A 25,249-nucleotide genomic window follows, 5' to 3' on the forward strand; every position below is an offset into this window, starting at 1 on the left:
GAAAGCATGCGCGTAGGAATCGTCGGAGCCACCGGTCAGGTCGGGAGCGTCATGCTCTCCATTCTCGAGGAGCGGAACTTCCCCGTCGACGAGCTTCGGCTCTTCGCCTCGGCTCGTTCCGCCGGGCGGACCATCGACTGGAAGGGCTCGCCGGTCACGATCGAAGACGCCGCCGTCGCCGACTACGCAGGGCTCGACGTCGTGCTGTTCTCCGCTGGCGGCGGCACATCGCTCGCCCTTGCTCCCAAGGTCGCAGCAGCGGGTGCCGTCGTGGTCGACAATTCCTCGGCGTGGCGCATGGACCCCGAGGTACCGCTGGTCGTGGTCGGCGTGAACGACGCCGACACGCTGAACCGCCCGAAGGGCATCGTCGCCAATCCCAACTGCACCACCATGGCCGCCATGCCGGTGCTGCGACCGCTGCACGACGAGGCCCAGCTCGAATCGCTGGTCGTCGCCACCTACCAGGCAACTTCGGGGGCCGGTCTGGCCGGCGTCGAAGAACTTGCGGGCCAGATCGCCAAGGCCGGCGACGCCCGCCAGCTGACGCACGACGGTGAGTCGGTCGATGTCGGCGCCCCCTCTGCCTTCGTCGAGCCGATCGCCTACAACGTGGTGCCGTTCGCGGGCTCGATGGTCGACGACGGCTCGTTCGAGACCAACGAGGAGCAGAAGCTTCGCGACGAGTCACGCAAGATCCTGCACATTCCCGGGCTCACGGTCTCGGGCACCTGTGTGCGGGTCCCGGTGTTCACCGGGCACTCGCTGTCGATCAACGCTCGGTTCGCCAACCCGCTCTCGGTCGAGCGGGCACTCGAGCTGCTCGCCGAGGCGCCCGGCGTCGTGGTCGACAACGTGCCGACGCCGCTGAAGGCTGCCGGTAGCGATCCTTCGATCGTCGGTCGTGTTCGTCGCGACGAAACCGTGCCGAACGGCCTCGCCCTGTTCGTCACGGGCGACAACCTCCGGAAGGGCGCCGCCCTCAACACGGTGGAGATCGCCGAGTTGATCGCCAACGAAGCCTGATCCAACCTGTCGGCCGTGACGTCTGTTTCTCCCTCGGCCGCTGCGACGACCGACCCCTTCACCACCATCCCCGAGATCGACTTGGCGCACTGGCGCTCGGCCGCCGACGACGGGGAGCGGCGAGCGTTCGCGGAACAGGTGTGTCGGATCTGTCATGAGGTCGGTTTCTTCCAGCTCGTCGGGCATGGCATCGAGCCGGACTTCCTCGACGAGCACGCTCGACAACGGGCACGGTTCTTCGCCCTGCCCGAGGCCGATCGGCTGTCGATCGACAAACGGAACTCCCCGCATTTCCGTGGGTTCGAACCGGTGGGCAGCGAGCTGACCGGTGGTCGTCCCGACCTGCGGGAACAGCTCGACCTTTCGACCGAACATCCGGTCCGCGGTCTCGATCTCGAGCCGCCCTATCTTCGACTCGACGGCCCCAACCAGTGGATCGACGAGGGGCTCCTTCCCGGCTTCCGGGCGCACATGTCGGAGTTCTTCGCTGCCATGCAGCAGCTGGCCGATGAACTGCTCGAGCTCTTCTCGGTCGGGCTCGGACTGGCGGTCTCCCATCTTCGTGAGATGTTCGGTTCGTACCCACACTCGCTGGTGAAGTTGATCCATTACCCGCCGACGCCGAGCGATGGCGCGGGCGTCAACCCCCACCACGATGCCGGGTTTCTCACGCTGCTGCTGCAGCACGAGGTCAGCGGTCTACAGGTACTCAACCCTGCCGACGAGTGGATCGATGTGGCGCCGACCCCCGGTGCGTTCGTGGTCAACATCGGGGAGATGCTGCAGGAGATGACCGGCAACTACTTCGTGGCGACCACCCATCGAGTGATCACCGGCGCCGAACGGTTTTCCTCGGCCTGGTTCCACGGTCCCGACCTGACCACACGGCTCGATCCGTTGCCGCTCGATCCGTCGTTCGCCGCTGCCGTGGCGGCGAGTCCACACCATGCTGGTGCCGGGTTCATGGCCCGCAAGAACGAGATCGAGGCTGGTGTCGACGGCATCGGGAGTGGCCAGGGCGCGGGTGTGTACGGCCAGCAGCTGTGGAACTACTACTGCCGCAGTTATCCGGACAACGTGGCCGCCCACCACCCCGACCACGCACCCGCCTGACGGTCGAGTCGACGCACGGTCATGGGGGATCGGTGACGTAGCGCTCCGCTGCGTCTTCGAGGCTGAGCCCGAGCTGGTTGGCGAGCGAGGAAAGCCACGCCAGCACGTCACCGAGTTCGTGGAGTTGCTGTTCGACCGTGCCCTTGCGCACGGCCTGGGCCAGTTCACCGACCTCTTCGCACAGCCACGCCACGGTCGAGGGAAGACCCCGTTCACGATCGGCGTCGCCGTAGAGGCGGTCCATCAATGCTTGGAACTCATGGAGCTGCACGTTCGGAGGGTAGGCGTCGCTGGTCGTCGTCGCCCATCAGCCAGCCGATCGTAGCCATCAGTACCTTCGCCGCCGGCTGCACGGCGAGCGGGTCGACGAGTGGCACGGTCGGAAGCAGGAGCTGCCGCCGGGACCACCCAGGAAGCAGTCCGATCGCCGCGGCGGTGATGATGCCGTAAGCCGGTCGGGCGACGAGATTGACCGGAGGGTTCAACAGGAAGCGGGTGGCGTCCCGACTCTGTCGAGAGCCTCGGCATTCGGCCCGGAAGCGTCGGAGACACTCCGCGAGTTCGGCCTCGCTGCGCGGTGGGGGCTCCGACCCCAGTCGTTCGGCGACGATCGCCATCTCGGCCACGTAGGCGTCGCGCCGATCGCGAGGGAGCCGCTCATTCCCGTACCGCCGGTAGGCGGCGAGGAACGAATCGACTTCGGTGACATGTACCCAGAGCAGGAGATGCGGATCGTTGGCGGCATACGGACGCCCGTCGGGGGCGAAGCCGGTGACCCGCTCGTGCACCTTCCGCACGGTCTCGACTGCAGACTCGGCTGCGGTGGACGTGCCGTACGTGGTGGCGCCGACGAACCGGCCGGTGCGGTGGAGCCGCCCCCACGGGTCACGTTTGTAGTCGGAGTGCTCGGCCACGCCGGCCATGGCGAGGGGATGTAGCGTCTGCAAGAGGAGGGCACGCAGACCGCCGATGAGCATCGCCGAACTCGAATGGACCTCCCAAACGGCGCTGTCCGGCCCGAACCAGCCGAGATCGTCGTCGTTCGCCAGTTCGGTCGGGTCGAGCGTTTCGTCGCCGGCGATGGCCCGACGGATCATGGCGCCGCCTTCGGTACGCAGGACCCCGATGGCCTGTTCGATGGGACTCGACGCGGTCGTCATCTCCGCGAACGTACTCAATGGGTTGACGGCGTGAGCAATCGGTCGCTGGAGACCCCAGGCGCGCCGATGCCCGGCCGCCGAGGTGGCGACCGGGCATCGAGCATGGCGTCGGGTTGGGGAGATTTGAACTCCCGACCTCCTCGTCCCGAACGAGGCGCGCTGCCAAGCTGCGCCACAACCCGTGGTGACGAACTCCGATGCTATCTGAATCGTCGGGCGGAGCCGACGGTGGTTTTGTCAGAGATCTCAGGCGCTGGCGACGACGCCTTCGTAGTGCGTCTGCCCGGCGAGGAGTGCGCTGACCATCCGGCTGAGGCGAAGGGGGTCGATCGGCTTCACGAGCCAGCCTTCGGCGCCGGACTGGCCGGCCACGTAGACATCGGCGGCTCGATCGAGCAGGAGGGCGACCGGTCGATGGGCGAGGCGGTCGAAGCCCTCTTCCTGGCGGAGGGCGATGCAGGTGGCGATGCCACCCTGATTGCCGATCTGCATGTCGAGGAGGACGAGATCCGGTGACTTGACCTCGACCACCCGCAGCACGTCGGCGCCGGCGGTGACGCGCATCACGCTGACGTCGTCGCTGGCCAGCGCCGCATCGACCTCTTCGAACAGCGCATCAGAATCAGTAGCAAGAAGGATCGCAACCACGCAGGCAGGCTACCACTCCAAACGAGGGACCCCCGCCAGCGCCGCATTGCTCGTGGACCGACGGCACCAGCGGCTCTGCAGTGTGGAGCGGCGCGAGTTCTGAGCGCCAGCGAAGAACTCGGTATGTGCCGAGGCCCCCTGGGGCCGAGGAACGACAGGGGCCGAGGAACGACGGGAACCAGATGACGGCCCCATGCGTTTGGGCGGTAGCATCCGTGCCGAGGCGGCCGCGGCCCGATGGGTCTGGTCGTCGAACATCGGTGTGCTACCGCTTCGTCGGTTGTACCAGCAAGACCTCGCAGCTCGACCGGAGACAACGTGTCGGTTGCGGCCACTGAAGGAAAGAGGACGTACCCGTGCTCGAGATCCATATCGAAGAGAACGACGACTACACCCTCTGCCGCCCCTCGGGAGAGCTCGACGCCTACAGCGTCGGCGCGTTTCGTGAAGCGCTCGGCAAGCTCGCCGGCGAGCAGCGTCTCCTGATCGATCTGTCATCGGTGCCGTTCATGGATTCGGCCGGCCTCGGTGCCTTGATCGGTGGCATTCGCAAGACCCGCGAAGCGAACGGCTCGGTGGCGGTGGCCTGTGACCGCACCACCATCACCCGCCTGCTCCACACCACGGGGTTCGATCGCATCGTGCCGGTGGCCGACTCGCTCGAAGAGGCGCTCGAAGCCCTCGATCAGGCCGACGACGACTGATCCTCGGCGAGGTGGCTGGCCAACGCCAGCAATCCGCCAAGGTCGCTGACAGCTTTCGGCTGCTGCGGAATCGTGCATCGCGGCGCGCCCCCCGTGGCGTCGCCGAGTTGGTCTGACAGGCGCGTCTCGTCATCGATCTGCCGGCGAAGGTCGGCCAGGTTCTGGCGGACGGGCGGAGGGACCGTCTCGTCGGCGAGAACCGAGGCGGTGGCGAAGTGCCGGGGGATCACTCGGTTGACGAGGAGGAGCGAGATCGAGCGGTCCCGTTTGGTGAGATTGTTGGCGATCCACTCGGCTTCCTCGACCGCCTGGAACCGGGCCGAGGCGACGAGCACGTAGGCGGTGTCGACGCCGGATAGATGCTGGTCGACGAGGCGAGCACGGTCCCGGAACCCGTCGTCCATGCCGTCGAACAGCGAGAAGAAGTCGACGACCTCGCCGAGCAGGTCGGCGCCGACGATGCGCGACACGGTGCGCACCGCCAGCTGGTTGGCCTTGGACACGGCGCGCAGCAGACCTCGTCGAGGTGCGAGCACGTGACGGTAGAGCGGGTGGTCGATGAACCTCGTGAGTCGCCCGGGTGCGTCGAGGAAGTCGAAGGCGTGACGTGAAGGTGGGGTGTCGACGACGACGACGTCGAAACGGTCGTCGTTGCCGAGCGCGTGGAGCCGCTCGGTCGCCATGTATTCGCCGGTTCCCGAGAGCGAGGTGGCGAGGTTGGCGAACAGTCGGTTGGTGAGGATCCGCTTGGCTTGGGCGGGGGTCGGGGCCTGTTCGGTGATCACCTGTTCGAACGTGGCCGCAGGGTCGAGCATCGACGCCCACAACTCACCCGACCAGGGGCCCTTGATCTGTTGGGGTTCGTTGCCGAGCTGCTCGTCGAGGCCCATGGCGTCGGCCAGGCGACGTGCGGGATCGATGGTGAGCACGACGACCCGCTTGCCGGTGTGAGCGAGGGCAACGCCGATGGCGGCCGACATCGAGGTCTTCCCGACGCCGCCCGGCCCCAGGCAGACGATCGTGGGGGTGGTGAGGCGATCGAGCGCCACACTCATGCGGCAGAACCGATCGTGTCGAGCTGGTCCATCAGGTGGTCGACGAGATCGAGCAGATGTGGTCGCTCGATCCGAGTGGTGAACTGGTGGGGCAGTCGGAGCTGCGGGAGTGGGAGCTCGGCGGCGAGACGCCGACACTCGGTGGTCTGCTGCTCGATCTGCTGCAGTCGGAAGACGGCCGCGTCCCACGCTTCGGGAGAGGTCGACCGCCAGGTCGGGCGCTTCGCTGTGACGCTGGCCTCGAGTCCGTCGATGCTCGGCCAGCAGCCGTTGATCACGACCGGGGCGAGCTTCACGCCGACCTGGTCTTCGAGACTGAACGCGGTCTCGACCACCTCGTTGATCGGCGTCTCCTCGGGGAGGGTGATCAGCATGGTCTGACATCGTCGTTCATCTGCCAGCAGCGCGAGGACCAGGTCGGCCTGGTCGCGCAACGGGCCGGATGGGGACGAGTCGGCGATGCCGGCAGCAGATCGGAGAAAGGTGATGGCGTGCCCCGATCCGGGAGCATCGACCACGATCAGGTCGGTGCCGCCCCGTTCCTCGAGCTGTCGAATCTTGCCCAGTGCCAGCAAGTCTCGGATGCCGGGTGCGGCGGTGGCGACCACGTCGATCGCCCCGGTCTTGATCAGTCGTGTGGCGACCCGTCGGAGCCCGGAATCGCCGAGATACTCGGCGAGTGCTTCGTCGGGGGTGATCCGTCGAGCTTCGAGTCGGCCGGTCCAGCCCGGTTCGAGGTCGATGGTGATGGGCCGGTAGTCGAGCGGACCGGCGCCCAACGCTCGGCCGAGCGTGCTGTGTCCTTCGAGTTCGATGAGCGCGACGCTCAGACCGAGCCTGGCAGCGGCAAGACCGAGGGTTGCCCCTAGCGTTGTCTTGCCGACCCCGCCCTTTCCCGCCACGATCAGGACGCGAGATGCAGTCAAGAACTCCAATGCGGACACTGACGCCGAGGCTAGCGCCCGGCCGAAGCCGCCGATGTACCCGACGTCTCGGCGTGCTTGCCATGCTGCTGGCTGCCTGCAGCATGTTGCTCGGCCTTGCGCCGTCCGCAGGCGCCCAGGCCGCCGATAGTGCGTCGCAGGTGCGCATCGTCGAGGTGTCCGGTCTGATCGATCCGGTCATCACCGACTTCTTGCTGTCCGAACTCGACGACGCCGAAGCCGAGGGTGTCCTCGGGGTGGTGCTGCAGATGGACTCGAAGGGGGCGGTGCTCGACGATCGTGCCTTCGAGCGCCTCGCTCGGCGGCTCGATGAGTCGAGTGTGCCGATCGCCATCTGGGTCGGCCCCTCGGGTTCGGTCGCCTACGGCGGTGCAGCTGAACTCCTGGGCGTCGCCGACCTGGTGGGTGTCGCCGGCGGGTCCCGCATCGGTGACACCGGGCGGTTGCGGCTCGACGACTCCTTTGGTGAGCCATTCGGCGAGGCGACCGCGCGCTTGGCCGACCAGACCATCAATGCCCAGGAAGCGATCGATCTCGGGATCTCGGTCGGTCCGCTCGAAACCTCGTCGGTGCTGCGCGAGTTCGTCAGCCAACTTCCGGGCTACGAGGCACCCGTGGAAGGCACGGAGTCGGCGATCGGCCTCAGCCAACCCCAGTTCCGGCAACTACCGCTCACCCTGCAGCTGTTCCACACCGTGGCCAGTCCCGAGGTTGCCTACCTGTGCTTCGTCGGTGGGTTGGCGCTGCTGATCTTCGAGCTCTACACCGCCGGTGTCGGGATCGCCGGTGCCATCGGTGCGTTCATGCTGGTCATGGGGTGCTACGGCCTCGCCGTGCTCCCGGTGCGCACCTCCGCCGTCGTGATGTTGGTGCTGGCCTTGTTGGCGTTCGCCGTCGACATCCAGACCAACATTCCCCGCCTGTACTCGGGGGTGGGCATGGTCCTGTTCGCCATCGGCACCCTCACGCTCTATGACGGGGTGTCGATGTCGGTCATCACCATCGGCGTCGGGCTCATCGGGGCCGCGCTGTACGCCTACACCGGCATGCCGTCGATGGTGCGGACCCGGTTCTCGAGCCCCACCATCGGGCGGTCGTGGATCATCGGTGAGTTCGGCGAGGCGACCAGCGACATCGATCCCGAGGGCACGGTCGTCGTGCGCGACGCTCCCTGGCGAGCCATCACCAACCGGGCGACGCCGCTGAAGACCGGCGATCGGGTGCGTGTGGTCGGACTCCATCGAATGCTCCTCGAGGTCGAACCCGAGGCGGGTGGAGCGAAGGACTACCGCGACCGGGGCTGACCGCCCTCACGGGCCGCGCGCCCGTCACCACGCTTCGTCCGTTTTGGCCCCTGAGCGTGACTGACGACCCCCTGACCGGCGGAAAGAGGCCCTTGTGTCGGGCGTCACTTCGGGCATAGGGTCGGGCTCCAGCACTGAAGGGGGTCTCGAACATGAGTGTGCACGAACTCGAAGCGACATGGCAGAAGGGTGCCGCCTGCCGGGGTCCGAACCAGGCCATCTTCTTCCCGCCGCCACGCCTCGAGCGTCGCTCCGAGAAGCGGATGCGTGAGGCTCGGGCCAAGGAGATCTGCATGAGTTGTTCGGTGCAGACGTCGTGCCTCGACTACGCGCTCTCCATTCGTGAGCAGCACGGCATCTGGGGCGGCCTCACCGAGAACGAGCGACGCGAGAGCCTGTCTCGGGCGAACTGATCACTTCGCCCCTCACTGTGGCAGCCTCGGTCCGGCGAGTCGGAGGTCTTCACGTCGGCGAGTCTGCCCGGTGGCGTCCATCCAACCGAGAATGGCCAGGACGTACTTGCGGCTCGTTCCCCACAGATCGCGGATCTCTGCCACGGTCATACCTTCCGGTTGTGCCTCGAGCGCCGACCGGAGCCGGCGACCGGCAACCTCGAGTGCCGTCGCCGCGAAGTACACACCGTCGTGTTCGATGACGAGGCCCCGGCGCACGAGTTCCCTCACCTCGGCCCGGTCCACGCCGTCGGCGTTCGGCGGGGACAGCGGGTCTTGGAGCAGGACCTCGACCCACCAGTGGTCGGCCAGCGGGTCGACGGGCGTGCCGAGCACGACACGCCCGGCATCGACCTTCGCCTCGTCGATGCGTTCGAGCACGGCTCGGCGCTGTTCGTCGAGGGTGGCGATGTCGAGCCCGAGCGCGCCGGCGGCCTCGATGTCGGCTCGCAGGGCCTCGATGGCGGCGTCGAGGACGTCGGACGGGACCACCCATCGGCCGACGAGGCGCAGGCCGTCGTCACCGTTGCCGCCGGGATCTGCGCCGATCGGCGTCGGTTGGTCGTCGTCGCCGATCAGCCGTCGGAGCTGAGCGAGTTCGATCCAGCCTCGCTCGGCGACGACCCGGTGGATCGAGCGGTCGGGTCGAGCCTTCGACGCCGGAACGATCGGGTCGACGTCAAGGATCTCACCGCCCCCGATGGTTTCGTCGCGACCGTGCTCGCGCAGGATGAACCGATCGCCGGGGACCAGCGGAAGGGGCCGGTCGAGATGAAGGCGAACGTTGCCGCGTGTGCCAGGGGCCAGGGTCTCGGGGCCGAGGATCCGCACGGCCGCGTTGAACTCGCCGGAGCCGATGTAGGCGGCGTAGGCGCCGCGCCGTGACACCTCGTGGCTGAGTGACGCCAGCACGTTGAGTTCGGCGTCGACCGTTCGGGTGTGATGCCAGGCGCCGTTGGTGACCAGGACGTCGCCCCGCTGCACGTCGTGGTGCGAGATGCCAGTGAGGTTGACGGCGACCCGGGCGGCCGGCGGGGCGGTGTCGGTTGATTGGTGGTGCGTCTGCAGCGAACGAACTCGTGCACTCGACCGTTGCGGGGCAAGGAGGAGCTCGTCGCCGACCATGACCGAACCACCGGTGAGCGTGCCCGTGACCACGGTGCCGGCGCCGGCGGGAGCGAACGAGCGGTCGATCCAGAGCCGGGGCTTTGCCCGGTCGAGGGCCGGGCCGACACGGTCGACCAGTGCGTCGAGCTCGACCTCGAGCTGGTCGTAGCCCGCACGCCCGGGAGCGGCGACCGGGACGACCGGGGCGGCTTCGAGGAACGAGCCCTCGACGTGCTCGGCGACATCGAGGAGCGCCAGCTCGAGGAGTTCGGCGTCGACCTGGTCGGTCTTGGTCAGCGCAATCACACCGTGAGCGACGCCGAGGAGGTCGAGAATTCGCAGGTGTTCCTCGGTCTGCGGCTTCCACCCTTCGGTGGCGGCCACCACGAACAGGCATCCCTGGACGGCACCGACGCCGGCCAGCATGTTGCGGAGAAAGCGGATGTGGCCGGGCACGTCGATGAACGAGAGCGTGCGCCCCGAGCCCAGGGTGAGGCTGGCGAAGCCGAGATCGATCGTCAGACCCCGTGCCTTCTCCTCTTCCCAGCGATCGGGATCCGTGCCGGTAAGCAGTCGGATCAGTGTCGATTTGCCATGGTCGACGTGACCGGCGGTCGCGATGACGGTCATCGATCGCCGGTGGCCGCGAGGGCGGCGATGACCGCAGGGTCGTCGTTGGCGTCGATGGTGCGGAGGTCGATGATGGTCGACCCGTTCTCGATTCGAGCGATCAGTGGCCGCTCACCGGATCGCAACGAGCTGCGATGATCACCGGGTCGGCTCAGGCCCACGCTGGCGAAGGTGGTTCCCGGCAGCGTGCCACCGCCGGGGACGGCACGAGTGTCGACGACGATCCAGGAGCCGGCCGTCGTGGCGGCGATGGCCTCGGCCCGCACTCGCAACTCGGCGGTCGGCGTCGCAACCATGCGCCAGAAGGGGATGTCGGTGCCGCGGCGATCGAGGTAGGCCAAGGTGGTCGTCTGCAGGGCGTCGAGTACGAGGCTGCCCGGACGCAGGGCGCGCGCCAGTGGGTGTCGCCCACAGGCGGCGACGAGGTCGGCCCTTCCGGCGATGATGCCGGCCTGCGGTCCGCCGAACAGCTTGTCGCCGCTGAAGATCACGAGGTCGGCGCCGGCGTCGAGACTCTGACGAGCGGCAGGCTCGTTCGCCAACCACGAAGGCGGAGGACCGTCGAGCCAGGGGCAAGCGGCGTCGAGATAGCCCGAGCCGATGTCGGCAACCACGATGGCGTCGAGCGTCGCCAGTTCGTCGATGCCGACCGATTCGGTGAACCCGACGATCTCGTAGTTGCTCTTGTGGACGTGGAGGACCACCTCGAGATCGTCGTGGGCATCGATCGCACGCTGGAAGTCGGCCAGTCGGGTGCGGTTCGTGGTGCCCACTTCGACGAGACCGGCGCCGGACTGCACCATCACGTCGGGAATGCGAAACCCTCCACCGATCTCCACCAGTTCGCCGCGACTGACAGCGGCCCGCTTGCCGGCTGCCAGCGCGGCGAGAACGAGCATGACGGCAGCGGCTCCGTTGTTGACGACCATGGCGGCCTCGGCCCCCGTGGCCGTGGCGAGGAGGCTCCCGATGCCGGCCTGCCTGCTCCCGCGTTCGCCGGTTTCGAGGTCGAGTTCGAGATTGGAGAACGTGGCCTCGTGGTCGACGGCCACCGGTGCCCGGCCGAGATTCGTGTGGAGCAGTACACCGGTGCCGTTGATCACCGGCGTCAGCAGCCGACGGCGCACTCGGTTGGCTTCGGTCTCGGCCATGTCGGTCGTGCCGTCGGCGATCAGGCGTCGAGCCAGGTCGACGAGCACGGGGTGCGGCAGACCGCTCGCTCGTAGTGAGCGGGCCAGCCGGTCGACAGAGGGGGGTCGATCGCTCATGAACCGGCTGTTCCAGCGGTGGTCTGCACACCCCGAGGATAGGCCTGCCGGTCGGGGAGGGCCTCGGCGCCGGTAGACTTGGTGTCGATGTTCTCCCGCTCGGCGCTCGTGATCTTCGGCCTCTTGGTCGCTGAGTACTTCGCCGCCGCATGGGTGGTCGGGCAGATCGGGTTCGGATCGACGCTGCTCCTCCTGCTGTTGTTCATGATCCTCGGTGTCGCGGTGACTCGTCAGCAGTCGGCCGGTCTCCTCGTCTCGACGCTGGCGTCGGCAGCCGATCCTTCCACCGACTCCTCCACCGCTGTCGCCGGTCGCTTTCTCGGCCTGATCGCCGGTGTCCTCATTGGATTCCCTGGTTTCGTCACCACCGCCGTCGGTGCCGTGCTGCTGATCCCTCCGGTCCGCAAGGCCGTCGAACCACGGCTGGCGGCCCGGGCTTCGTCCTGGTCTGTGCCCTTCATCAACCGCTCAGGATCGCTGCACGACGCCAGGCGCCCTGGACGACGCGGCCCATCGGGCGATGGAACCATCATCGATGTCGATCTGGTGGATCGGGCGCATCCCGATGGCCGGAACGCCGGTGATGTTGCAGATGTACCACGATCAGCTCGGCCTGAACTCGGCTGACCTACTCGTCGCAGAGGAGCAACGAATCCGATGACCATCGAAGAACCAACGCCACCACCGCCGATCACCCCAGGCGTCGCTCGGGCGCTCAGCCCGCTGGTGCGGCGCATCGCTTGCGCCGAAGCCGACGGTGAGCCGGGGCTCAACACCTACCTGATCGGCATCGACGAGATCGTGATCGTCGACCCGGGACCGGGCGATGCCTCGCACCTCGACGTGCTGTGTGGCTGTGGTGGCGATCGCATCCGGTGGATCGTCATGACCGATCCGTCCCCTGCCTACTCCGGCGGTGCGCTCAAGCTGAAGGAACTCACGGGTGCCGAATTGGTGGCGCCCCCTGGCTTCGAAGGTGCCGACACCGTGCTCGGCGACGGCTACAAGATCGACGCCACCGAGTTCCGCATGGCGGCGATGGCCATGGGAAGTCCGAGCGACGGACGCCACGTCTTCTTCCTCGAGCAGGAGCGTTCGCTCATCGCCGGTGATCACTTGAGCGACGAGATCCCGAACGACTTCCCTGCCCGGGTGAAGTCGTTCCGGCTGAAGGCGATCGCTCCGGGGCGCGGTCAGTACATCGAAGAGGCGAAGAAGCACCTCGGACTCTGATCGGTCGATGCTCGCCGGGTCGACCGTCCGAGTCGAGACCGAGTGACCCAGACCGCATGAACGGTGAAGGGCCCCCGACCGATCGGTCGGGGGCCCTTTTCGGAAGCGACCTGAGGCTGGATCGCCCACCCAGCCCCATGCCGCCATCCGGTCCCCTGATCCCGCAGTGCTGAGGGTGGGATCAGGGGAGGGGGTTGAACCCGTGTCGGCGCCGGGCACCGTTCGGTGTTCGAGAGCTTCGGTCAGCCGGGCCGGGGGAACCCGCTGACCGAGACCGGGACTCCGCCGCAGGCCCCGGTGTCACGATCACGCCTGGCGGTCCGGCGACGCAGCCGAGGCGGATGGTGAGAACTTGCGGTAGACCGCAGGCCAGAAATGGTCGCGGGCTGCCCAGATGCCGCCGACGCCGAACTTGATCACCAGGATCAGGCCGAGGCTTCCCACGATGGCGGTGAACAGGGTGTCGACGATGTCGTTCGCCACCTCGATGTGATCGATGGCGGCGAAGATGCCGATCACCCAGATGGCGGTCGTGGCGGCCGTCGTGAGCGCCGAGCCGTAGTCGAGGTTCGACAGGGCGGGCCGCATGACGTTGGCCACGGTGTTGGCGACCAGGCCGGTGATGATCACGATGATCGAGGCCACGATGATCTTCGGGATGAAGGCGATGAGTCCGTCGAGTGCATCGCTGATGTCGTTCTGACCGAAGGCACTGAGCCCGAGCTTCAGCACGAGCAACATGATGAGGTAGTAGATGATCTGAGCGACGAACCTGCCGCTATCGGCAAAGCCGGCTCGTTCGATGTGCGTGCCGATACCGGCGGCGTCGATGTAGTCGTCGAAACGGATCTTGTGCAGCACCGTGGTGATGGCCTTGCGAACCATCTTCGCAATGAACGAACCCACGAGGAAGATCAAGACGAACGCCACCAATTTGGGAACGAAGTCGGCGATGTCGCCGACTGTCTTGGTCAAGATCCCATCGAAGTCGATGCTGACCGCCAGAAGTCGCCCGTGAACCATGATTGCTCCATCGTGTTGTCGCGGAACGGCTCGTCCCGTTCCGGCGGTGTTCAGGACGGTTGGGCGCCTACGAAAGTCGCGAGAAACCACCACGGCGAGTTGGCGGCGGAACGAATCCGGGGGATGGGCGAGCAAAAGTAGAAAGTGCGCGACTCCCATAAGCTCACGTGCGTCGTGTCCCTATTGCGTCTCTTGTTTCACCGTGTGCGAACGCCCTCGCTCTGGGCGATTCCACCAGGCACCGGCTCGCCGGGCGAACGAGCGCGTGCGTCGAGTGGTGACCCCGACGATCTCCACCAGCTGGTGGTCGACCACGGCGACGCCGTCTTCCGGCTCGCCTATTCCGTCGTGCGCGACCGGGCGCTGGCCGAGGACGTCACCCAGGACACCATGCTCAAGGCCTGGCTGGCGCTACCGAGCTTCCGCGGTGACTCGTCGATGCGGGGGTGGATCATGAGGATCGCCCACAACACCGCGATCTCGACCCTCCGCAGTCGCCGAGCGTTCGTGACCGATCCGATCGACCTGCCCGAGGCGACCGACCGCCCACAGCAACTTCCCGAGCACCGCGTCGAGCAGTCGCAGGCGATGACCGACTTCGAGGCGGCACTCGACACGCTCGACGATCTGTCTCGAAGTGTCGTGGTGCTCCGAGAGATCGAGGGATTGGCGTACGAGGAGATCGCCCGATTGCTCGATGTGCCGCTGCCGACGGTCAAGACCCGGCTGCTGCGGGCGCGACGCAAGCTGGCCTCGGCATTGCGGGAGTGGTCATGATCCGGCGCCACCCCTCCACCGAGCAGCTGCGGCGGTGGTTGCACGACGATACGCCGGTCGATGGCCCGGATCTGACGGCTCATATCGACAACTGTCACCGCTGCGCGGCCAAGCTCGAACACCTGGCAATCGGTGATGATCTCGAACGGTCCGACCTCGGCTCGATACTGTCGAGCGTGCTTGCACCGAACGCCGGGCTCTCGGATCGTGTCGAGGGAAAGGTGATCGACCGATTGGGGTCTCGTCAGATGTTGTCGGTGCTCGGTGACCTGTTCGGTGCCGGACTCGAGACCTCGAAGTTGTTGCTCACGGAGGAGGACCTATGACCGGAACCGACTGGATCATCGTCGCAGGCATGCTGATCGGCGGCATCCTCGCCGGGCTGCTGGCTTCCCGCCTGGTCTTCCGGGCCCTGGCGAAGGACACTCGTCCGCCGGCGCTCCAGGAGGCGGCCTCCCCCCTGTCGAGTCTGGTGCTGTGGGGCGGGGTCATCATCGGCATGATCAGTGCCCTCGGTGTGATCAGCCCCGACGCCCTCGATCAGCTGCCGAAGGATCTCATTGCCTTCCTGCCCCGGGTGCTGTCGGCGGCCATCATCGTGATCCTGGCCAATGTCGTGAGCGCATTCGCGCTGACGGCGATCGGTCCGGCGCTGGCTCGAGCGTCGGCGGCCGTACAGCGGCAGGTGTCGATGGCGGTTCGTGGCACGATCGTCGGACTCGCCGTCCTGCTCGCCGTCGCCCAGCTCGGGATCGACACCACCGTGGTCAATCTCGGTGTTGCCGCCATCTTCTTCGGACTCGCCGCCAGTTTCACGTTGCTGGTCGGGCTGGGTGGTCGTGGGATCGCCGCCGAGGTCGCTTCGACGCGAACGCTACGGCGCATGCTCGCCATCGGTGACCACATCCAGAGCGGCGACCTGGCCGGCACCGTGGTCGGGTTGCATCCGACAGCGATCGAACTCGAAACCGCCGATGGCGAACGGGTGCTCGTGCCGTCCTCGTCCATCGCGAGCGAGCGTCTCGTCATCGATCGGGCCGCACCTCCTGGCACCGGAGCGCCACAGGCCTGAGTGTCGGGGCGTCAGACCGAAGCATTGGTGCGTCAGAGCTCGAGTTCGTCGAGCGCGGCTTCGGCTGCAGCGAGCAGTCGCGCGGTACAACCGGCCATCTCGATCGGCGGCGCAACCTCGGTGACGATTCGCTCGGCGATCTGATGGAACGCGCTGGCTGCCGCTCCCTCACCGAGCACCGCAGGTGTGCCGGCATCGCCACCGTGCGACACCGCCGGCTCGATCGGGACCTGCCCGATGAGTGGAGCGCCGGAGGACGCGGCCAAGGCGGCCCCGCCTCCGGACCCGAAGAGTTCGTACGAGCGGCCGTCCTCGGTGATGAACGCCGACATGTTCTCGATGATGCCCGCCACCCGGACGTAGGACTTGCGTGCCATGGTCACCGCTCGTGCCGCCACCTTCTGTGCGCCCGTGGCCGGCGTGGTGACGACGATCATCTCGGCTCGGGGCAACATCCGAGCGAGACCCATTGCGACATCGCCGGTGCCTGGTGGCATGTCGATGACGAGGTAGTCGAGATCGTCGGCCCAGGCGACATCCTCGAGGAAGTGCTGCACGGCACGGTTCAACATCAGGCCGCGCCACAGCAGGGCCGACTCCTCGTCTTCGACCAGGAACCCCATCGAGACGACGTCGAGCCGGCCGGAGCCGAACGCCAGCGAGTGGGGCTTGATGATCGGGCGTTCTCCCGTACCGTCGGCGTCGAGTCGACCCTCGATGCCGAGCATGCGTGGCACCGAGAATCCCCAGATGTCGGCGTCGATGATCCCGACGTGCAGCCCACGCATGGCGAGCGCAGCGGCGAGGTTGACCGTGACGGACGACTTGCCGACCCCGCCCTTTCCGGACGCAATGGCCAAGACCTTGGTGGTGGGAGCGATGGCGGTCTCACCCGCAGTGTCGACGGCGTGTTTGCGGGCACGATCCATCGTCAGCGCCTTTTCTTCGGCGCTCAGCTCGGTCCACTCGATCTGGACGTCGGAGACCCCAGGCATCGAACCGATCCGGGCCGTGGCGTCGGAGGTGATCTGGGCCCGGAGCGGGCAGCCGAGGGTGGTGAGCGCGATGGTGATGGTGACCACACCGTTGTCGACATCGGCTCGCTTGGCCATCCCCAACGACACGATGTCGAGGTTCAGCTCCGGATCGATCACCCCGCGCAGCACTTCCATCACGTCGGCCGGCGACGGCGAGCCGGTGTCACCTCCGGCCGGATCGTCGTTCGGAGCGTGCTGGTGGTTCACGAACGTCATGGCCTCCAGGCTAGGAGATGGGAATGATTGCGCCCGAGTCGGCGTTGTGGATATCGGGACCGCCCGGTGTGCATCTCCGTGCACACGACCATTAGCCTTCACCCACCGACTCCATGGAGGACTTGGCATGATCACTGTCACCGACAACGCCGCAGGCAAGCTGAAGACTCTTCTCGACGAAGAGGGCGACGCTGCGCTGGCACTTCGAGTCGCCGTGCGCCCCGGCGGATGCTCCGGCTTCAGCTACGAGATGTTCTTCGACGCCGACTCGGCCGCCGACGACATCACGTCCACCGTCGGTGATGGCGTTCGCGTGATCGTCGACCCCACCAGCGCACAACTGCTCAACGGGGCCACGCTCGACTACAAGGACGGCCTTCAGCAGGCCGGCTTCTCGATCGACAATCCCAACGCCCAGCGCACCTGCGGCTGCGGGCAGTCGTTCAGCTGAGCGAGTCCAACGCCGGTTCGAGCTCGCTCGAGTCGAACACGTTGTCGATGCGGTCGACCAGCACACCGTTGCTGCCGACCAAGAACAGCGCCGGCTCGAAATCGAGGCCAAGTGCGCTCATCGACGCCGCCAGCTGAAGGTCTGGGCTGGTCAGATCGCCGTTGACGGCGCGCGCGTTGGCGTAGGGTTCGAGGTGGATCATGGCAATGCCGGGGTAGCTCGGCGCCGCTTCGATCAACGTGTCGAGCACCGGTCCGCAGTACGCAGTCGAGCAGAAGGCCGGCGTTGCCACCAGCACCGCCATCGGCTGTCCGGTCACAAGCACGTCGGCGACGGTGTGCTCGTGAAAGGGGCAGGGTCCGTCGGGTTGGGTGCACAGGGCGTCGATGCCGCCCGGATCGGCCACCGTCGGGGTGATCATCGACGGAAAGGGCGCCCCCGGTAGGAGCACGCCGACCTCGTCGGGATCGAACGCCTGCACCGGCGAGCTCGCCGTGACCCCACCGATGTCGAACTCCACGTCGTAGACGCCAGGCGAGGGGAGCGTGGTTCGGAGTGCGTAGTAGCGCAGCAGGCCCGAGTGCTGATGCTCGGTGGTGCCGGCCGGGTGGTCGTGCGCAACGACACGACCGATGACCTCGGCCGTGTCGATCACCTCGCCATCGGCCAGCACCCGTGCGGTGACCGGGGCGCCGTCGCCGGTGAGCGTGATGCCGTTGTCGACGAGGCCGAATGGCAGCCGCTGCGGGACCCCGGCAGCAATGATGCGGTTGGGGTTGAACAGCGCCACCAGCTGGGGACCGAGCTCGCCCACGGAGCTCGTCGACGAGCCGCAGGCCGTCAAGCCGACGCCGGTCGCCAGGCCCAGGGCTCCGAGGGTGCCGGCGGCGAGGACGGAACGGCGGCTCAGCATCGGTCGGGCTCGGGTCGACACGCGCCTGACCATATCCTTCGGCCATGACCGATCACGCGCGCCCGAGGACCCTCGACTTCGAGCTGAATGGCACACCGGTGCAGGTCGACGATGTCGGCGACACGCTGTTGGGTGTGCTCCGCGGCCCACTCGCGACCACGAGCGTGAAGGACGGCTGCAGCCCACAGGGTCAGTGCGGCTGTTGCACCGTGCTGGTCGACGGCCAGCCACGGGTGGCGTGCGTGACGCCGGCCCGTCGTGTTGCGGGGCGGACCGTGACCACGGTGGAAGGACTGCCGCCGGAGCGGGCCGGTCGTTGGGCAAACAGCTTCTGTGCGACCGGAGGAAGCCAATGCGGCTTCTGTACCCCGGGTATCGTGCTGCGGCTCGACGCGCTCGACCACAAGGTGACCGACCGGAGTGATCACCACGCAGTCGAGCACGCACTGCTTGCTCACCTCTGCCGTTGCACCGGATGGCAAACCATCATCGAAGCGTGGGACCACGACGGTTCAGCCGACGACGAGCGCGATCTCGACGCCGCCTCTCGCCGAGCCACGCTCGAAGGGCATGCGCCGCAGCGAGTCGATCCGGCGGTGGTGCTCGGCGCCGGCGGGTTCGCTGCCGACAGCGCGCCGCATGATGCGCTCATCGCCGTTCCCGATGGTCGGGGTGGCTGGGCCGTCGGCGAGACGCTCCACTCGGCTCGGACGGCAGCTTCCAAGGTCCAGGGGCGGCGCACCACCGTCGAGCACACCTGGCCGATCGACGTACCGGACGACGGTGGCGACCCATGGGCGGCGACGCTTCAGACTACGTGGGTCGAACCGGGGTATCTCGAGACGGATGCCGCCTGGTGCGAGCCAGGAGGTGAACCCGTCGCACCCCTCGCGAACGGCGGTGCGTTCGGAGCCAAGGGCCAGTCGGCGGTCTCGGCGGCGGCGAAGGGGCTGGCCGACGAGCACGGGCGAGCGGTGCTGGCGCTCTACAGCCGTGAGGACGCGGTGCGGCTCGGGCCGAAGCGCCCGCCGATGGCCGCTGGGATCCGAAGCGACGGCACCGGCGTGATGATCGTCGCCGCCGCCCCGGGTATCGAAGCGGCGGTCGCAGCGGTGGCGCCGGGGCTCGAGGTTCGCACCGTCACGCTCCCCGGGCCATCGTGCTCGAGCGAGCTGCGGGCAGCCGGTTGGGCCGAAGCGCTGGTGTTGCAGCGGGCGTTGGAGCCTGTCGACCGACCGGTCGTCGCTCCGAATGGCGCCGAGGCCAGTGCGTCGTTCCGTGACGGGGTGATCTCGGTCAGCGTGCGGTGTGGCGAGATCCTCGACCGGGTCGTGCTGCGGTCCTACTGCATCGGTGCCGCGCACATGGCGTACTCCTGGGTGACGAGCGAAGCGCTCACGGTCGACGACGCCGGTGACATCCACGATCTCACAGTTCGTAGCTTCGGGATCACCCGAGCGGTCGACATGCCGAAGGTGGAGGTGGAACTGATCGACGACGACAGCCCGGCAATCAACGGCTCGGATGCGGTGTTCGCCGCGGTGGCATCGGCGGTGTGGCAACGCAGCGGCCTCACACCTCGGTGGTCGACCGGAACTGCTGGCATGATGACGTCATGAGCACACCCGTTGGTCCGTACACCCCCGTTGTTCCCGCCGGCCCGTTCGTGGTCACCAGTGGTCAGATCGGCATCGCCGATGGTGCCGTGGTCGCCGGAGGACTCGAAGCCGAGCTGCGCCAGGCCATGGCCAATCTGGCGGCGGTGCTCGAGTCCGGCGGCGCCCGCATGGACCAGGTGGTGAAGACCACGGTCTTCATGACCTCGATGGCCGACTACGCCCTCATGAACTCGGTCTACACCGAGTTGTTCGGGGACCATCGGCCGGCCCGCTCGGCGGTTGCGGTGAAGGAGCTGCCCCTCGGTGCCCTGATCGAGATCGAGGCGCTCGCCTACGTCGGCTGACCCGCCGACTCGGCGAAGAGTCGCCCGAACGGCGTCTGATACGGCACACTGGCACCCATGATCGGTTTCATCATCATCGCCGTGGTTCTGCTCGTCGTCATTCCCGTCGGATTCCTGATGACGATGGCCATCCCCGCCGCCGTGATCGGCACCCTCCTGAAGAACGGTGCCGAGGCCGACAACGAAGGCTCCGAGCTCATCGAGACGAATCGCTAGGCCCAGCCGTGCTGGTCGTGCGATCCGATGTGCACGCCGCTCATCATGTGAGCGAGCTCGACGGCGGCCAGTTGATTCCCTCGTGGGAGTCGCCCATTCGTGCGACCAACGTCGTGCTCGCACTCGAGGCTGCGGCGATGGGTCCGTCCATCGCCCCGGATCCGGTCGACCAGGCCGAACTGGCTGCGATCCACGCGTCGGACTACCTCGACTTCATGTCGAGCGCGTTCGATCGATGGGTCGCCGCCGGCCGAACCGCCAGCTCGGCCATGGGCTTCTGCTTCCCGGGCCATCGAACTCGGTCGATCATCCCCGATCACATCGAGGGCCAGCTCGGCCACTACAGCTTCGCGCTCGATTGTTCGATCGGTGAGCACACCTGGACCGCAGCGCTGGAATCGGTGGCGATCGCCCAGACCGCGGCGCAGCGAGTGGCCGACGGCGAACGCTCGGCCTTCGCTCTGTGTCGTCCGCCGGGTCATCACGCCACCCGTGATCAGTTCGGTGGCTACTGCTACCTGAACAACTCGGCGGCGGCTGCGCAGCGGCTGCGGGCTCAGGGCTTCGCCAAGGTCGGCATTATCGATGTCGACTATCACCACGGCAACGGCACCCAGGACATCTTTTACGAACGGGGCGATGTGGTCTTCGCGTCGATCCACTGTGATCCTCGCCAGCAGTTCCCGTTCTTCCTCGGCCACGCCGACGAGACCGGCGAGGGCGAAGGTGTCGGGGCGAACTTCAACTATCCGCTGCCTCGCGGCACCGAGTTGGGAGCCTGGATGGCGGCATTCGAATCGGCGATGGCCGATCTGACCGCTGCCGGTGTCGAGGCGCTCGTGGTCTCGCTCGGTGTCGACACCTATACGGGTGATCCGATCAGCGACTTCCAACTCGACATCGGCGATTATCCGACCATCGGGAAGCAACTCGCAGGCCTCGGGCTGCCAACCGTCTTCGTGATGGAGGGTGGCTACGCCACGGCCGAGCTGGGCGGCAACATCGTCGGCGTGCTGCAAGGCTTCGAAGGAGCCGGCGCTTCCGCGTAAAACGACCGGAGCGACCGGTCCCGGCGGTACTGTCGCGAGCGTGATCGACCTGCGACGACTCAGAGAAGACGCCGACTACCGCGCGGGCGCCGTCCGCAAGGGAGCAACCGAGGACGCCATCGGCTCCCTGCTCGACGCCGACGAGACGGCCCGCACCGCTCGTTCTGCCACCGAGGAGCTGCGAGCCACACAGAATGCGGCGTCGAAGGAGATCGGTCGGGCCAAACCCGAGGAGCGTCAGGCGAAGATCGATGCCGTCGCCGGCCTGAAATCCGAGCTGGCGGCCCTCGAGGCGCGGCTCGCCGAAGCCGACGAGGCTGTCAAGACCCTCGCCCTCGCCGTCCCGAACCCGGCCCACGAGTCGGTACCCGCCGGTGGTGAAGACGACTTCCGCGTCGAGGCCACCTTCGGTACCGAGACACCGCCACGCGCAGAGTCGCACGGCGAGATCGGCGAGCGACTCGGTCTGGTCGACACCGAGCGAGCCGTGCGCATGTCGGGCAGCCGATTCGCCTACGTGATGGGTGACGCCGTCCTCCTCCAGTTCGGTCTCGTGCAGTACGTGCTCAACAAGCTCGTCCGCAAGTCGTTCATCCCGGTGATCCCGCCGGTGTTGGTGCGCGAAGAAATGATGATCGACGCCGGCTTCTTTCCGACTGATCGCAACCAGGTCTACGAACTCGAAAAGGACGAGCTCTATCTCGTTGGCACCGCCGAGGTCGGCCTCGCCGGGCTGCACCGGGGCGAACGTCTCGAAGAGGGCGAGCTGCCGAAGCGCTACGTCGGCTATTCCTCATGCTTCCGCCGCGAAGCCGGTACCTACGGCAAGGACACCCAGGGCCTGTTCCGCGTGCACCAGTTCGACAAGGTCGAGATGTTCATCTACAGCGACCCGTCGACCTCCTGGGACGAACTGGAATACCTCCGCTCGACCGAGCAGGAGATCTTCACCGAGCTCGACATCCCCCACCGTGTGATCACCGTGGCGGCCGGCGACCTCGGAGCGGCCGCCGCCAAGAAGTACGACATCGAGGCATGGCTCCCGTCCGAGCAGCGGTACCGCGAGGTGACCTCGTGCTCGAACTACACCGACTACTCGGCCCGACGCATGGGCACCCGCATGAAGACCGACCGAGGCACCGAGTTCGCGCACACGCTCAATGGCACTGCTTGCGCGATTGGTCGAACCATGCTGATGATCTTCGAGAACCATCAGCAGGATGACGGCACCATCGCCGTCCCCGAGGTGCTCCGGCCGTTCTGCGGGCTCGAGGTCATCGAGCCGAAGTAGCCGGTCGCAGCCGTCTCGTCGGCAACTCGCCCTGAAAGGGGATGTTGTCGCAGCGTTGATGCGCCTGACCGCGTGTTCTTTGCCACACTGTGTGGCATGACGACTGACCAGACTGCGCTCGACAACCTTCCGCTGCGGTTCCTCTCGACGTTGGAGGAGTACCCCGACATCGAGGTGCTCCGCTGGAAGGACGCCGACGGCGAGTGGGCGAGCTGGACCATGCAGCAATTGGCCGACGAGACGGCCCGACTCACCACGGCGCTGCGCAATCTTGGCGTCGGTGCCGGTGACCGGGTCGTCTTGATGTTGATGAACCGTCCCGAGTTCCATGCACTGGATCTGGCCGTGATGTTCCTGGGGGCGACACCGATTTCGATCTACAACTCCTCGGCTCCCGAACAGATCGAGTATCTGGTCGGTCACTGTGGTGCCAAGGTCGCCATCGTGGAGAACGCGGCCTTCTTCGACCGGTTCGCCCAGGTGCGCGGGGCCCTGCCGACGCTCGAACACCTCGCCGTGGTCGACGACCCCGCCGGTGCCACCGGTGGGTTGAGCTATGCCGAACTCGCCGCCTCCGAACCCACCGACCTGGCACCGCTGGCGTCGACCTGTCAGCCCGACGACCTGGCGACGGTCATCTACACCTCCGGCACCACCGGCCCGCCGAAGGGTGTGATGCTGACCCATTCGAACATCACGTTCACGCTCGGTGTCATGGAGCGACAACTCGAGGAGCAAACCGACATCGGCGAGGCTGCCGGCAAGCGCTATATCTCCTACCTGCCGATGGCCCACATCTTCGAACGGCTCCTGGGCCACTACTACATGATCAACCTGGCGACCCAGGTCATCTGTTGCCCCGATACCTCGAAGATCGCGGCCTACGCCGCCGAAACCAGCCCGCACATCCTGATCGGTGTCCCTCGGGTCTGGGAGAAGATCTACGCCGGCGTCAATGCCGTGCTGTCGGCCGACCCGGAGAAGGGCGGTCCCTTCAACGAAGCGGTCGAAGCCGCGCTGCCGATCGTCGAGAAGATGACCTGGGGCACGGCGACCGATGAGGAGATCGAGACCTGGAACTTCCTCGACGCCGTTGCGTTCAGCCAGGTGCGGCCGCTCGTCGGTCTGAACGAATGCAAGATCGCCATCAGCGGTGCCGCGCCGTTGCCGGCCGAGATCATGGCGTGGTTCCGGGCGATCGGTGTGCCGCTCACCGAGGGGTATGGCCTCTCGGAGACCACCGCCGCGTTGACCTGGGCCGGCGCGGTGAAGCCTGGTTATGTGGGCTTTGCGGCCGACGGTGTCGAGCTGAAACTCGGCGATGACGGTGAGGTGCTGACTCGTGGCAAGCACGTGTTCCCCGGCTACCTCAACGACCCCGAGAAGACGGCCGAGGCGATCGACGAAGACGGCTGGTTCCACACCGGCGACATCGGTGAGATCGACGATGACGGCTATCTCAAGATCGTCGATCGCAAGAAGGAACTCATCATCACCGCCGGCGGCAAGAACATCAGCCCGGCCAACCTCGAAGCATCACTGAAGATGATCCCGTTGGTGGGTCAAGCCTGCGCGATCGGCGATCAGAAGCCGTTCGTCTCGGCGCTGGTGGTGCTCGATCCCGACGCCGCGGCGGCATGGGCCGCCCGCCACGGGCTGACCGGTGACGACGCCTCCATGGCGGCCCTTGCCGAGAATCCCGACGTGCTGGCCGAGATCGACGCCGGCCTGGCCGAGGCCATGAGCAAGTACAACAATGCCGAGGCCGTGAAGAAGGTGAAGGTGCTCGCCGACGAGTGGCTGCCCGACTCGGCCCTGCTCACCCCGACGTCGAAGCTCAAGCGTCGTGGTGTGATGTCGACCTTCGCCGCCGAAATCGACGCCCTCTACGCCAAGTAGAGGGAGCACCTCACTCAGCCCCAACGGGACTGGCCGAGCTTGTAGCCGACCGACCGGATGGTCTGGATCAGGTTGGCGTGTTCCTCGCCGAGCTTGGCCCGGAGGCGACGTACGTGCACGTCGACGGTGCGAGCGCCGCCGTAGTACTCATAGCCCCACACCCGATTGAGCAAGGTTTCGCGAGTGAACACCTTGCCCGGTTGTGCGGTGAGGAACCGGAGGAGTTCGTACTCCATGTAGGTGAGGTCGAGCGGGCGACCATCGAGTGAGGCCTGATACGTCTCGACGTTGAGCGCAATCGGTCCGTATTCCACGAGCTCGGGTCGAACGCCGCGCCCCGCCCGCCACAGCAGGTGCTTGAGTCGAGCCTCGAGCTCGCGGGGGTGGAACGGGGTGATGATGAAGTCGTCGTAGTGGTCGTCGCGGCTCGCCAGTTCGTCGAGCTGGCTGCCAGAGACCAGGAGCAGGAGCGGCTCGATCGGGACATCGCGCTTGCGGAGGTCGCGGCACAACGAGAAGGCCGCCTCGGCCTGCTCGTCGGCGACGATGATGGCGCCGGTGAAGCCCTCGTCGGGCTCGACGTCGGACAGCTCGCTCGACGACGACACGGCAGTCCACTGATAGCCGTCGAGGTCGAGGGCGCGGGCCAGGTCGGGGGGAGGTGGGTTCGGGAAAACGACGAACGATTCGGCCATGCG

28 protein-coding genes and 1 tRNA gene are annotated in these 25,249 nt (G+C 66.9%); 17 read left to right on the forward strand and 12 right to left on the reverse strand.

The window, feature by feature from the left end; genetic code table 11:
* The first annotated feature begins 6 nt into the window (after positions 1-6).
* Positions 7-1,026, forward strand: coding sequence for an aspartate-semialdehyde dehydrogenase (locus tag R2733_11380; protein ID MEZ5377100.1), 1,020 nt, complete (start codon positions 7-9; stop codon positions 1,024-1,026).
* A 15-nt stretch (positions 1,027-1,041) separates the two neighbouring features.
* Positions 1,042-2,139 carry a 2-oxoglutarate and iron-dependent oxygenase domain-containing protein gene (locus tag R2733_11385; GenBank protein ID MEZ5377101.1) on the forward strand — a complete coding sequence of 366 codons (1,098 nt, stop codon included), beginning with the start codon at positions 1,042-1,044 and terminating at the stop codon, positions 2,137-2,139.
* Positions 2,140-2,158: 19 nt separating this feature from the next.
* Here the strand turns inward: R2733_11385 and R2733_11390 are convergent, their stop codons facing one another.
* The 4 genes from R2733_11390 to R2733_11405 all read right to left on the reverse strand — a co-directional run bounded on the left by R2733_11390 (position 2,159) and on the right by R2733_11405 (position 3,947).
* A complete protein-coding gene (locus R2733_11390) occupies positions 2,159-2,410 on the reverse strand; it encodes a MazG nucleotide pyrophosphohydrolase domain-containing protein (protein ID MEZ5377102.1) in 252 nt (83 codons plus the stop codon).
* Positions 2,397-3,299: an oxygenase MpaB family protein gene (locus R2733_11395; GenBank protein ID MEZ5377103.1), complete on the reverse strand. Its 903-nt coding sequence runs from the start codon at positions 3,297-3,299 to the stop codon at positions 2,397-2,399. The genes R2733_11390 and R2733_11395 overlap by 14 nt, the downstream gene beginning before the upstream one ends.
* 108 nt (positions 3,300-3,407) lie before the next feature.
* Positions 3,408-3,481: transfer RNA gene (locus tag R2733_11400), tRNA-Pro, on the reverse strand.
* 64 nt (positions 3,482-3,545) lie between these two features.
* Positions 3,546-3,947, reverse strand: coding sequence for a response regulator (locus tag R2733_11405; protein ID MEZ5377104.1), 402 nt, complete (start codon positions 3,945-3,947; stop codon positions 3,546-3,548).
* 356 nt (positions 3,948-4,303) lie between these two features.
* Between R2733_11405 and R2733_11410 the strand changes: the two genes are divergently transcribed.
* Positions 4,304-4,651: an STAS domain-containing protein gene (locus R2733_11410; GenBank protein MEZ5377105.1), complete on the forward strand. Its 348-nt coding sequence runs from the start codon at positions 4,304-4,306 to the stop codon at positions 4,649-4,651.
* On the opposite strand, the gene R2733_11415 is transcribed toward R2733_11410, so the two are convergent.
* A complete protein-coding gene (locus tag R2733_11415; protein ID MEZ5377106.1) occupies positions 4,633-5,706 on the reverse strand; it encodes an ArsA-related P-loop ATPase in 1,074 nt (357 codons plus the stop codon). The genes R2733_11410 and R2733_11415 overlap by 19 nt on opposite strands.
* A complete protein-coding gene (locus tag R2733_11420; protein ID MEZ5377107.1) occupies positions 5,703-6,650 on the reverse strand; it encodes an ArsA-related P-loop ATPase in 948 nt (315 codons plus the stop codon). The genes R2733_11415 and R2733_11420 overlap by 4 nt, the downstream gene beginning before the upstream one ends.
* Before the next feature lie 62 nt (positions 6,651-6,712).
* Here R2733_11420 and R2733_11425 point away from each other — a divergent pair, with 62 nt between their 5' ends.
* Positions 6,713-7,954, forward strand: coding sequence for an NfeD family protein (locus R2733_11425; GenBank protein MEZ5377108.1), 1,242 nt, complete (start codon positions 6,713-6,715; stop codon positions 7,952-7,954).
* Positions 7,955-8,106: 152 nt separating this feature from the next.
* On the forward strand, positions 8,107-8,367 hold the full coding sequence (locus R2733_11430) for a WhiB family transcriptional regulator (protein ID MEZ5377109.1): 261 nt from the start codon (positions 8,107-8,109) through the stop codon (positions 8,365-8,367).
* Between the two features lie 12 nt (positions 8,368-8,379).
* On the opposite strand, the gene selB is transcribed toward R2733_11430, so the two are convergent.
* Both selB and selA read right to left on the reverse strand, forming a co-directional pair.
* Entirely contained in the window at positions 8,380-10,143 is a 1,764-nt protein-coding gene (gene selB, locus R2733_11435) for a selenocysteine-specific translation elongation factor (GenBank protein MEZ5377110.1), read from the reverse strand.
* Positions 10,140-11,411, reverse strand: coding sequence for an L-seryl-tRNA(Sec) selenium transferase (selA, locus tag R2733_11440; GenBank protein MEZ5377111.1), 1,272 nt, complete (start codon positions 11,409-11,411; stop codon positions 10,140-10,142). The genes selB and selA overlap by 4 nt, the downstream gene beginning before the upstream one ends.
* An 87-nt stretch (positions 11,412-11,498) precedes the next feature.
* Between selA and R2733_11445 the strand changes: the two genes are divergently transcribed.
* Complete coding sequence (locus tag R2733_11445) at positions 11,499-12,038, forward strand: FxsA family protein (GenBank protein MEZ5377112.1); 540 nt, start codon at positions 11,499-11,501, stop codon at positions 12,036-12,038.
* Positions 12,039-12,068: 30 nt separating this feature from the next.
* Positions 12,069-12,644 carry a hypothetical protein gene (locus R2733_11450; GenBank protein MEZ5377113.1) on the forward strand — a complete coding sequence of 192 codons (576 nt, stop codon included), beginning with the start codon at positions 12,069-12,071 and terminating at the stop codon, positions 12,642-12,644.
* A 306-nt stretch (positions 12,645-12,950) separates the two neighbouring features.
* Here R2733_11450 and R2733_11455 read toward each other — a convergent pair whose 3' ends face one another.
* Positions 12,951-13,619 carry a hypothetical protein gene (locus R2733_11455; GenBank protein MEZ5377114.1) on the reverse strand — a complete coding sequence of 223 codons (669 nt, stop codon included), beginning with the start codon at positions 13,617-13,619 and terminating at the stop codon, positions 12,951-12,953.
* Between the two features lie 252 nt (positions 13,620-13,871).
* Here R2733_11455 and R2733_11460 point away from each other — a divergent pair, with 252 nt between their 5' ends.
* The 3 genes from R2733_11460 to R2733_11470 are packed head-to-tail and all read left to right on the forward strand — an operon-like array spanning position 13,872 to position 15,516.
* Complete coding sequence (locus R2733_11460; protein ID MEZ5377115.1) at positions 13,872-14,444, forward strand: RNA polymerase sigma factor; 573 nt, start codon at positions 13,872-13,874, stop codon at positions 14,442-14,444.
* Positions 14,441-14,770, forward strand: coding sequence for a hypothetical protein (locus R2733_11465; GenBank protein ID MEZ5377116.1), 330 nt, complete (start codon positions 14,441-14,443; stop codon positions 14,768-14,770). The genes R2733_11460 and R2733_11465 overlap by 4 nt, the downstream gene beginning before the upstream one ends.
* Positions 14,767-15,516: a mechanosensitive ion channel gene (locus R2733_11470; protein ID MEZ5377117.1), complete on the forward strand. Its 750-nt coding sequence runs from the start codon at positions 14,767-14,769 to the stop codon at positions 15,514-15,516. Before R2733_11465 ends, R2733_11470 begins: the two co-directional genes overlap by 4 nt.
* Before the next feature lie 32 nt (positions 15,517-15,548).
* Here R2733_11470 and R2733_11475 read toward each other — a convergent pair whose 3' ends face one another.
* Entirely contained in the window at positions 15,549-16,769 is a 1,221-nt protein-coding gene (locus tag R2733_11475; protein MEZ5377118.1) for an Mrp/NBP35 family ATP-binding protein, read from the reverse strand.
* A gap of 127 nt (positions 16,770-16,896) precedes the next feature.
* Here R2733_11475 and erpA point away from each other — a divergent pair, with 127 nt between their 5' ends.
* Positions 16,897-17,220, forward strand: coding sequence for an iron-sulfur cluster insertion protein ErpA (gene erpA / locus R2733_11480; GenBank protein MEZ5377119.1), 324 nt, complete (start codon positions 16,897-16,899; stop codon positions 17,218-17,220).
* Here erpA and R2733_11485 read toward each other — a convergent pair.
* Positions 17,213-18,154: a hypothetical protein gene (locus tag R2733_11485; GenBank protein MEZ5377120.1), complete on the reverse strand. Its 942-nt coding sequence runs from the start codon at positions 18,152-18,154 to the stop codon at positions 17,213-17,215. The genes erpA and R2733_11485 overlap by 8 nt on opposite strands.
* A 23-nt stretch (positions 18,155-18,177) precedes the next feature.
* On the opposite strand from R2733_11485, the gene R2733_11490 reads away from it, so the two are divergent.
* The 6 genes from R2733_11490 (at position 18,178) to R2733_11515 (ending at position 24,551) form a co-directional block, all read left to right on the forward strand.
* A complete protein-coding gene (locus R2733_11490) occupies positions 18,178-19,752 on the forward strand; it encodes a 2Fe-2S iron-sulfur cluster-binding protein (GenBank protein MEZ5377121.1) in 1,575 nt (524 codons plus the stop codon).
* Positions 19,749-20,096 carry a Rid family detoxifying hydrolase gene (locus R2733_11495; protein MEZ5377122.1) on the forward strand — a complete coding sequence of 116 codons (348 nt, stop codon included), beginning with the start codon at positions 19,749-19,751 and terminating at the stop codon, positions 20,094-20,096. The genes R2733_11490 and R2733_11495 overlap by 4 nt, the downstream gene beginning before the upstream one ends.
* Before the next feature lie 57 nt (positions 20,097-20,153).
* Positions 20,154-20,312 carry a hypothetical protein gene (locus R2733_11500; GenBank protein MEZ5377123.1) on the forward strand — a complete coding sequence of 53 codons (159 nt, stop codon included), beginning with the start codon at positions 20,154-20,156 and terminating at the stop codon, positions 20,310-20,312.
* 8 nt (positions 20,313-20,320) lie between these two features.
* Positions 20,321-21,361 carry a histone deacetylase family protein gene (locus R2733_11505; protein ID MEZ5377124.1) on the forward strand — a complete coding sequence of 347 codons (1,041 nt, stop codon included), beginning with the start codon at positions 20,321-20,323 and terminating at the stop codon, positions 21,359-21,361.
* A 40-nt stretch (positions 21,362-21,401) separates the two neighbouring features.
* Positions 21,402-22,652 (forward strand): serine--tRNA ligase, encoded by a 1,251-nt coding sequence (gene serS / locus R2733_11510; GenBank protein MEZ5377125.1) that lies wholly within the window; start codon positions 21,402-21,404, stop codon positions 22,650-22,652.
* Positions 22,653-22,748: 96 nt separating this feature from the next.
* Positions 22,749-24,551, forward strand: coding sequence for an AMP-dependent synthetase/ligase (locus tag R2733_11515; protein MEZ5377126.1), 1,803 nt, complete (start codon positions 22,749-22,751; stop codon positions 24,549-24,551).
* Between the two features lie 14 nt (positions 24,552-24,565).
* On the opposite strand, the gene R2733_11520 is transcribed toward R2733_11515, so the two are convergent.
* Positions 24,566-25,246: a response regulator transcription factor gene (locus tag R2733_11520; protein MEZ5377127.1), complete on the reverse strand. Its 681-nt coding sequence runs from the start codon at positions 25,244-25,246 to the stop codon at positions 24,566-24,568.
* Positions 25,247-25,249 lie beyond the last annotated feature (3 nt).

It is taken from the genome of Acidimicrobiales bacterium (genome assembly GCA_041394265.1).
Lineage (GTDB): Bacteria > Actinomycetota > Acidimicrobiia > Acidimicrobiales > SZUA-35 > JBBQUN01.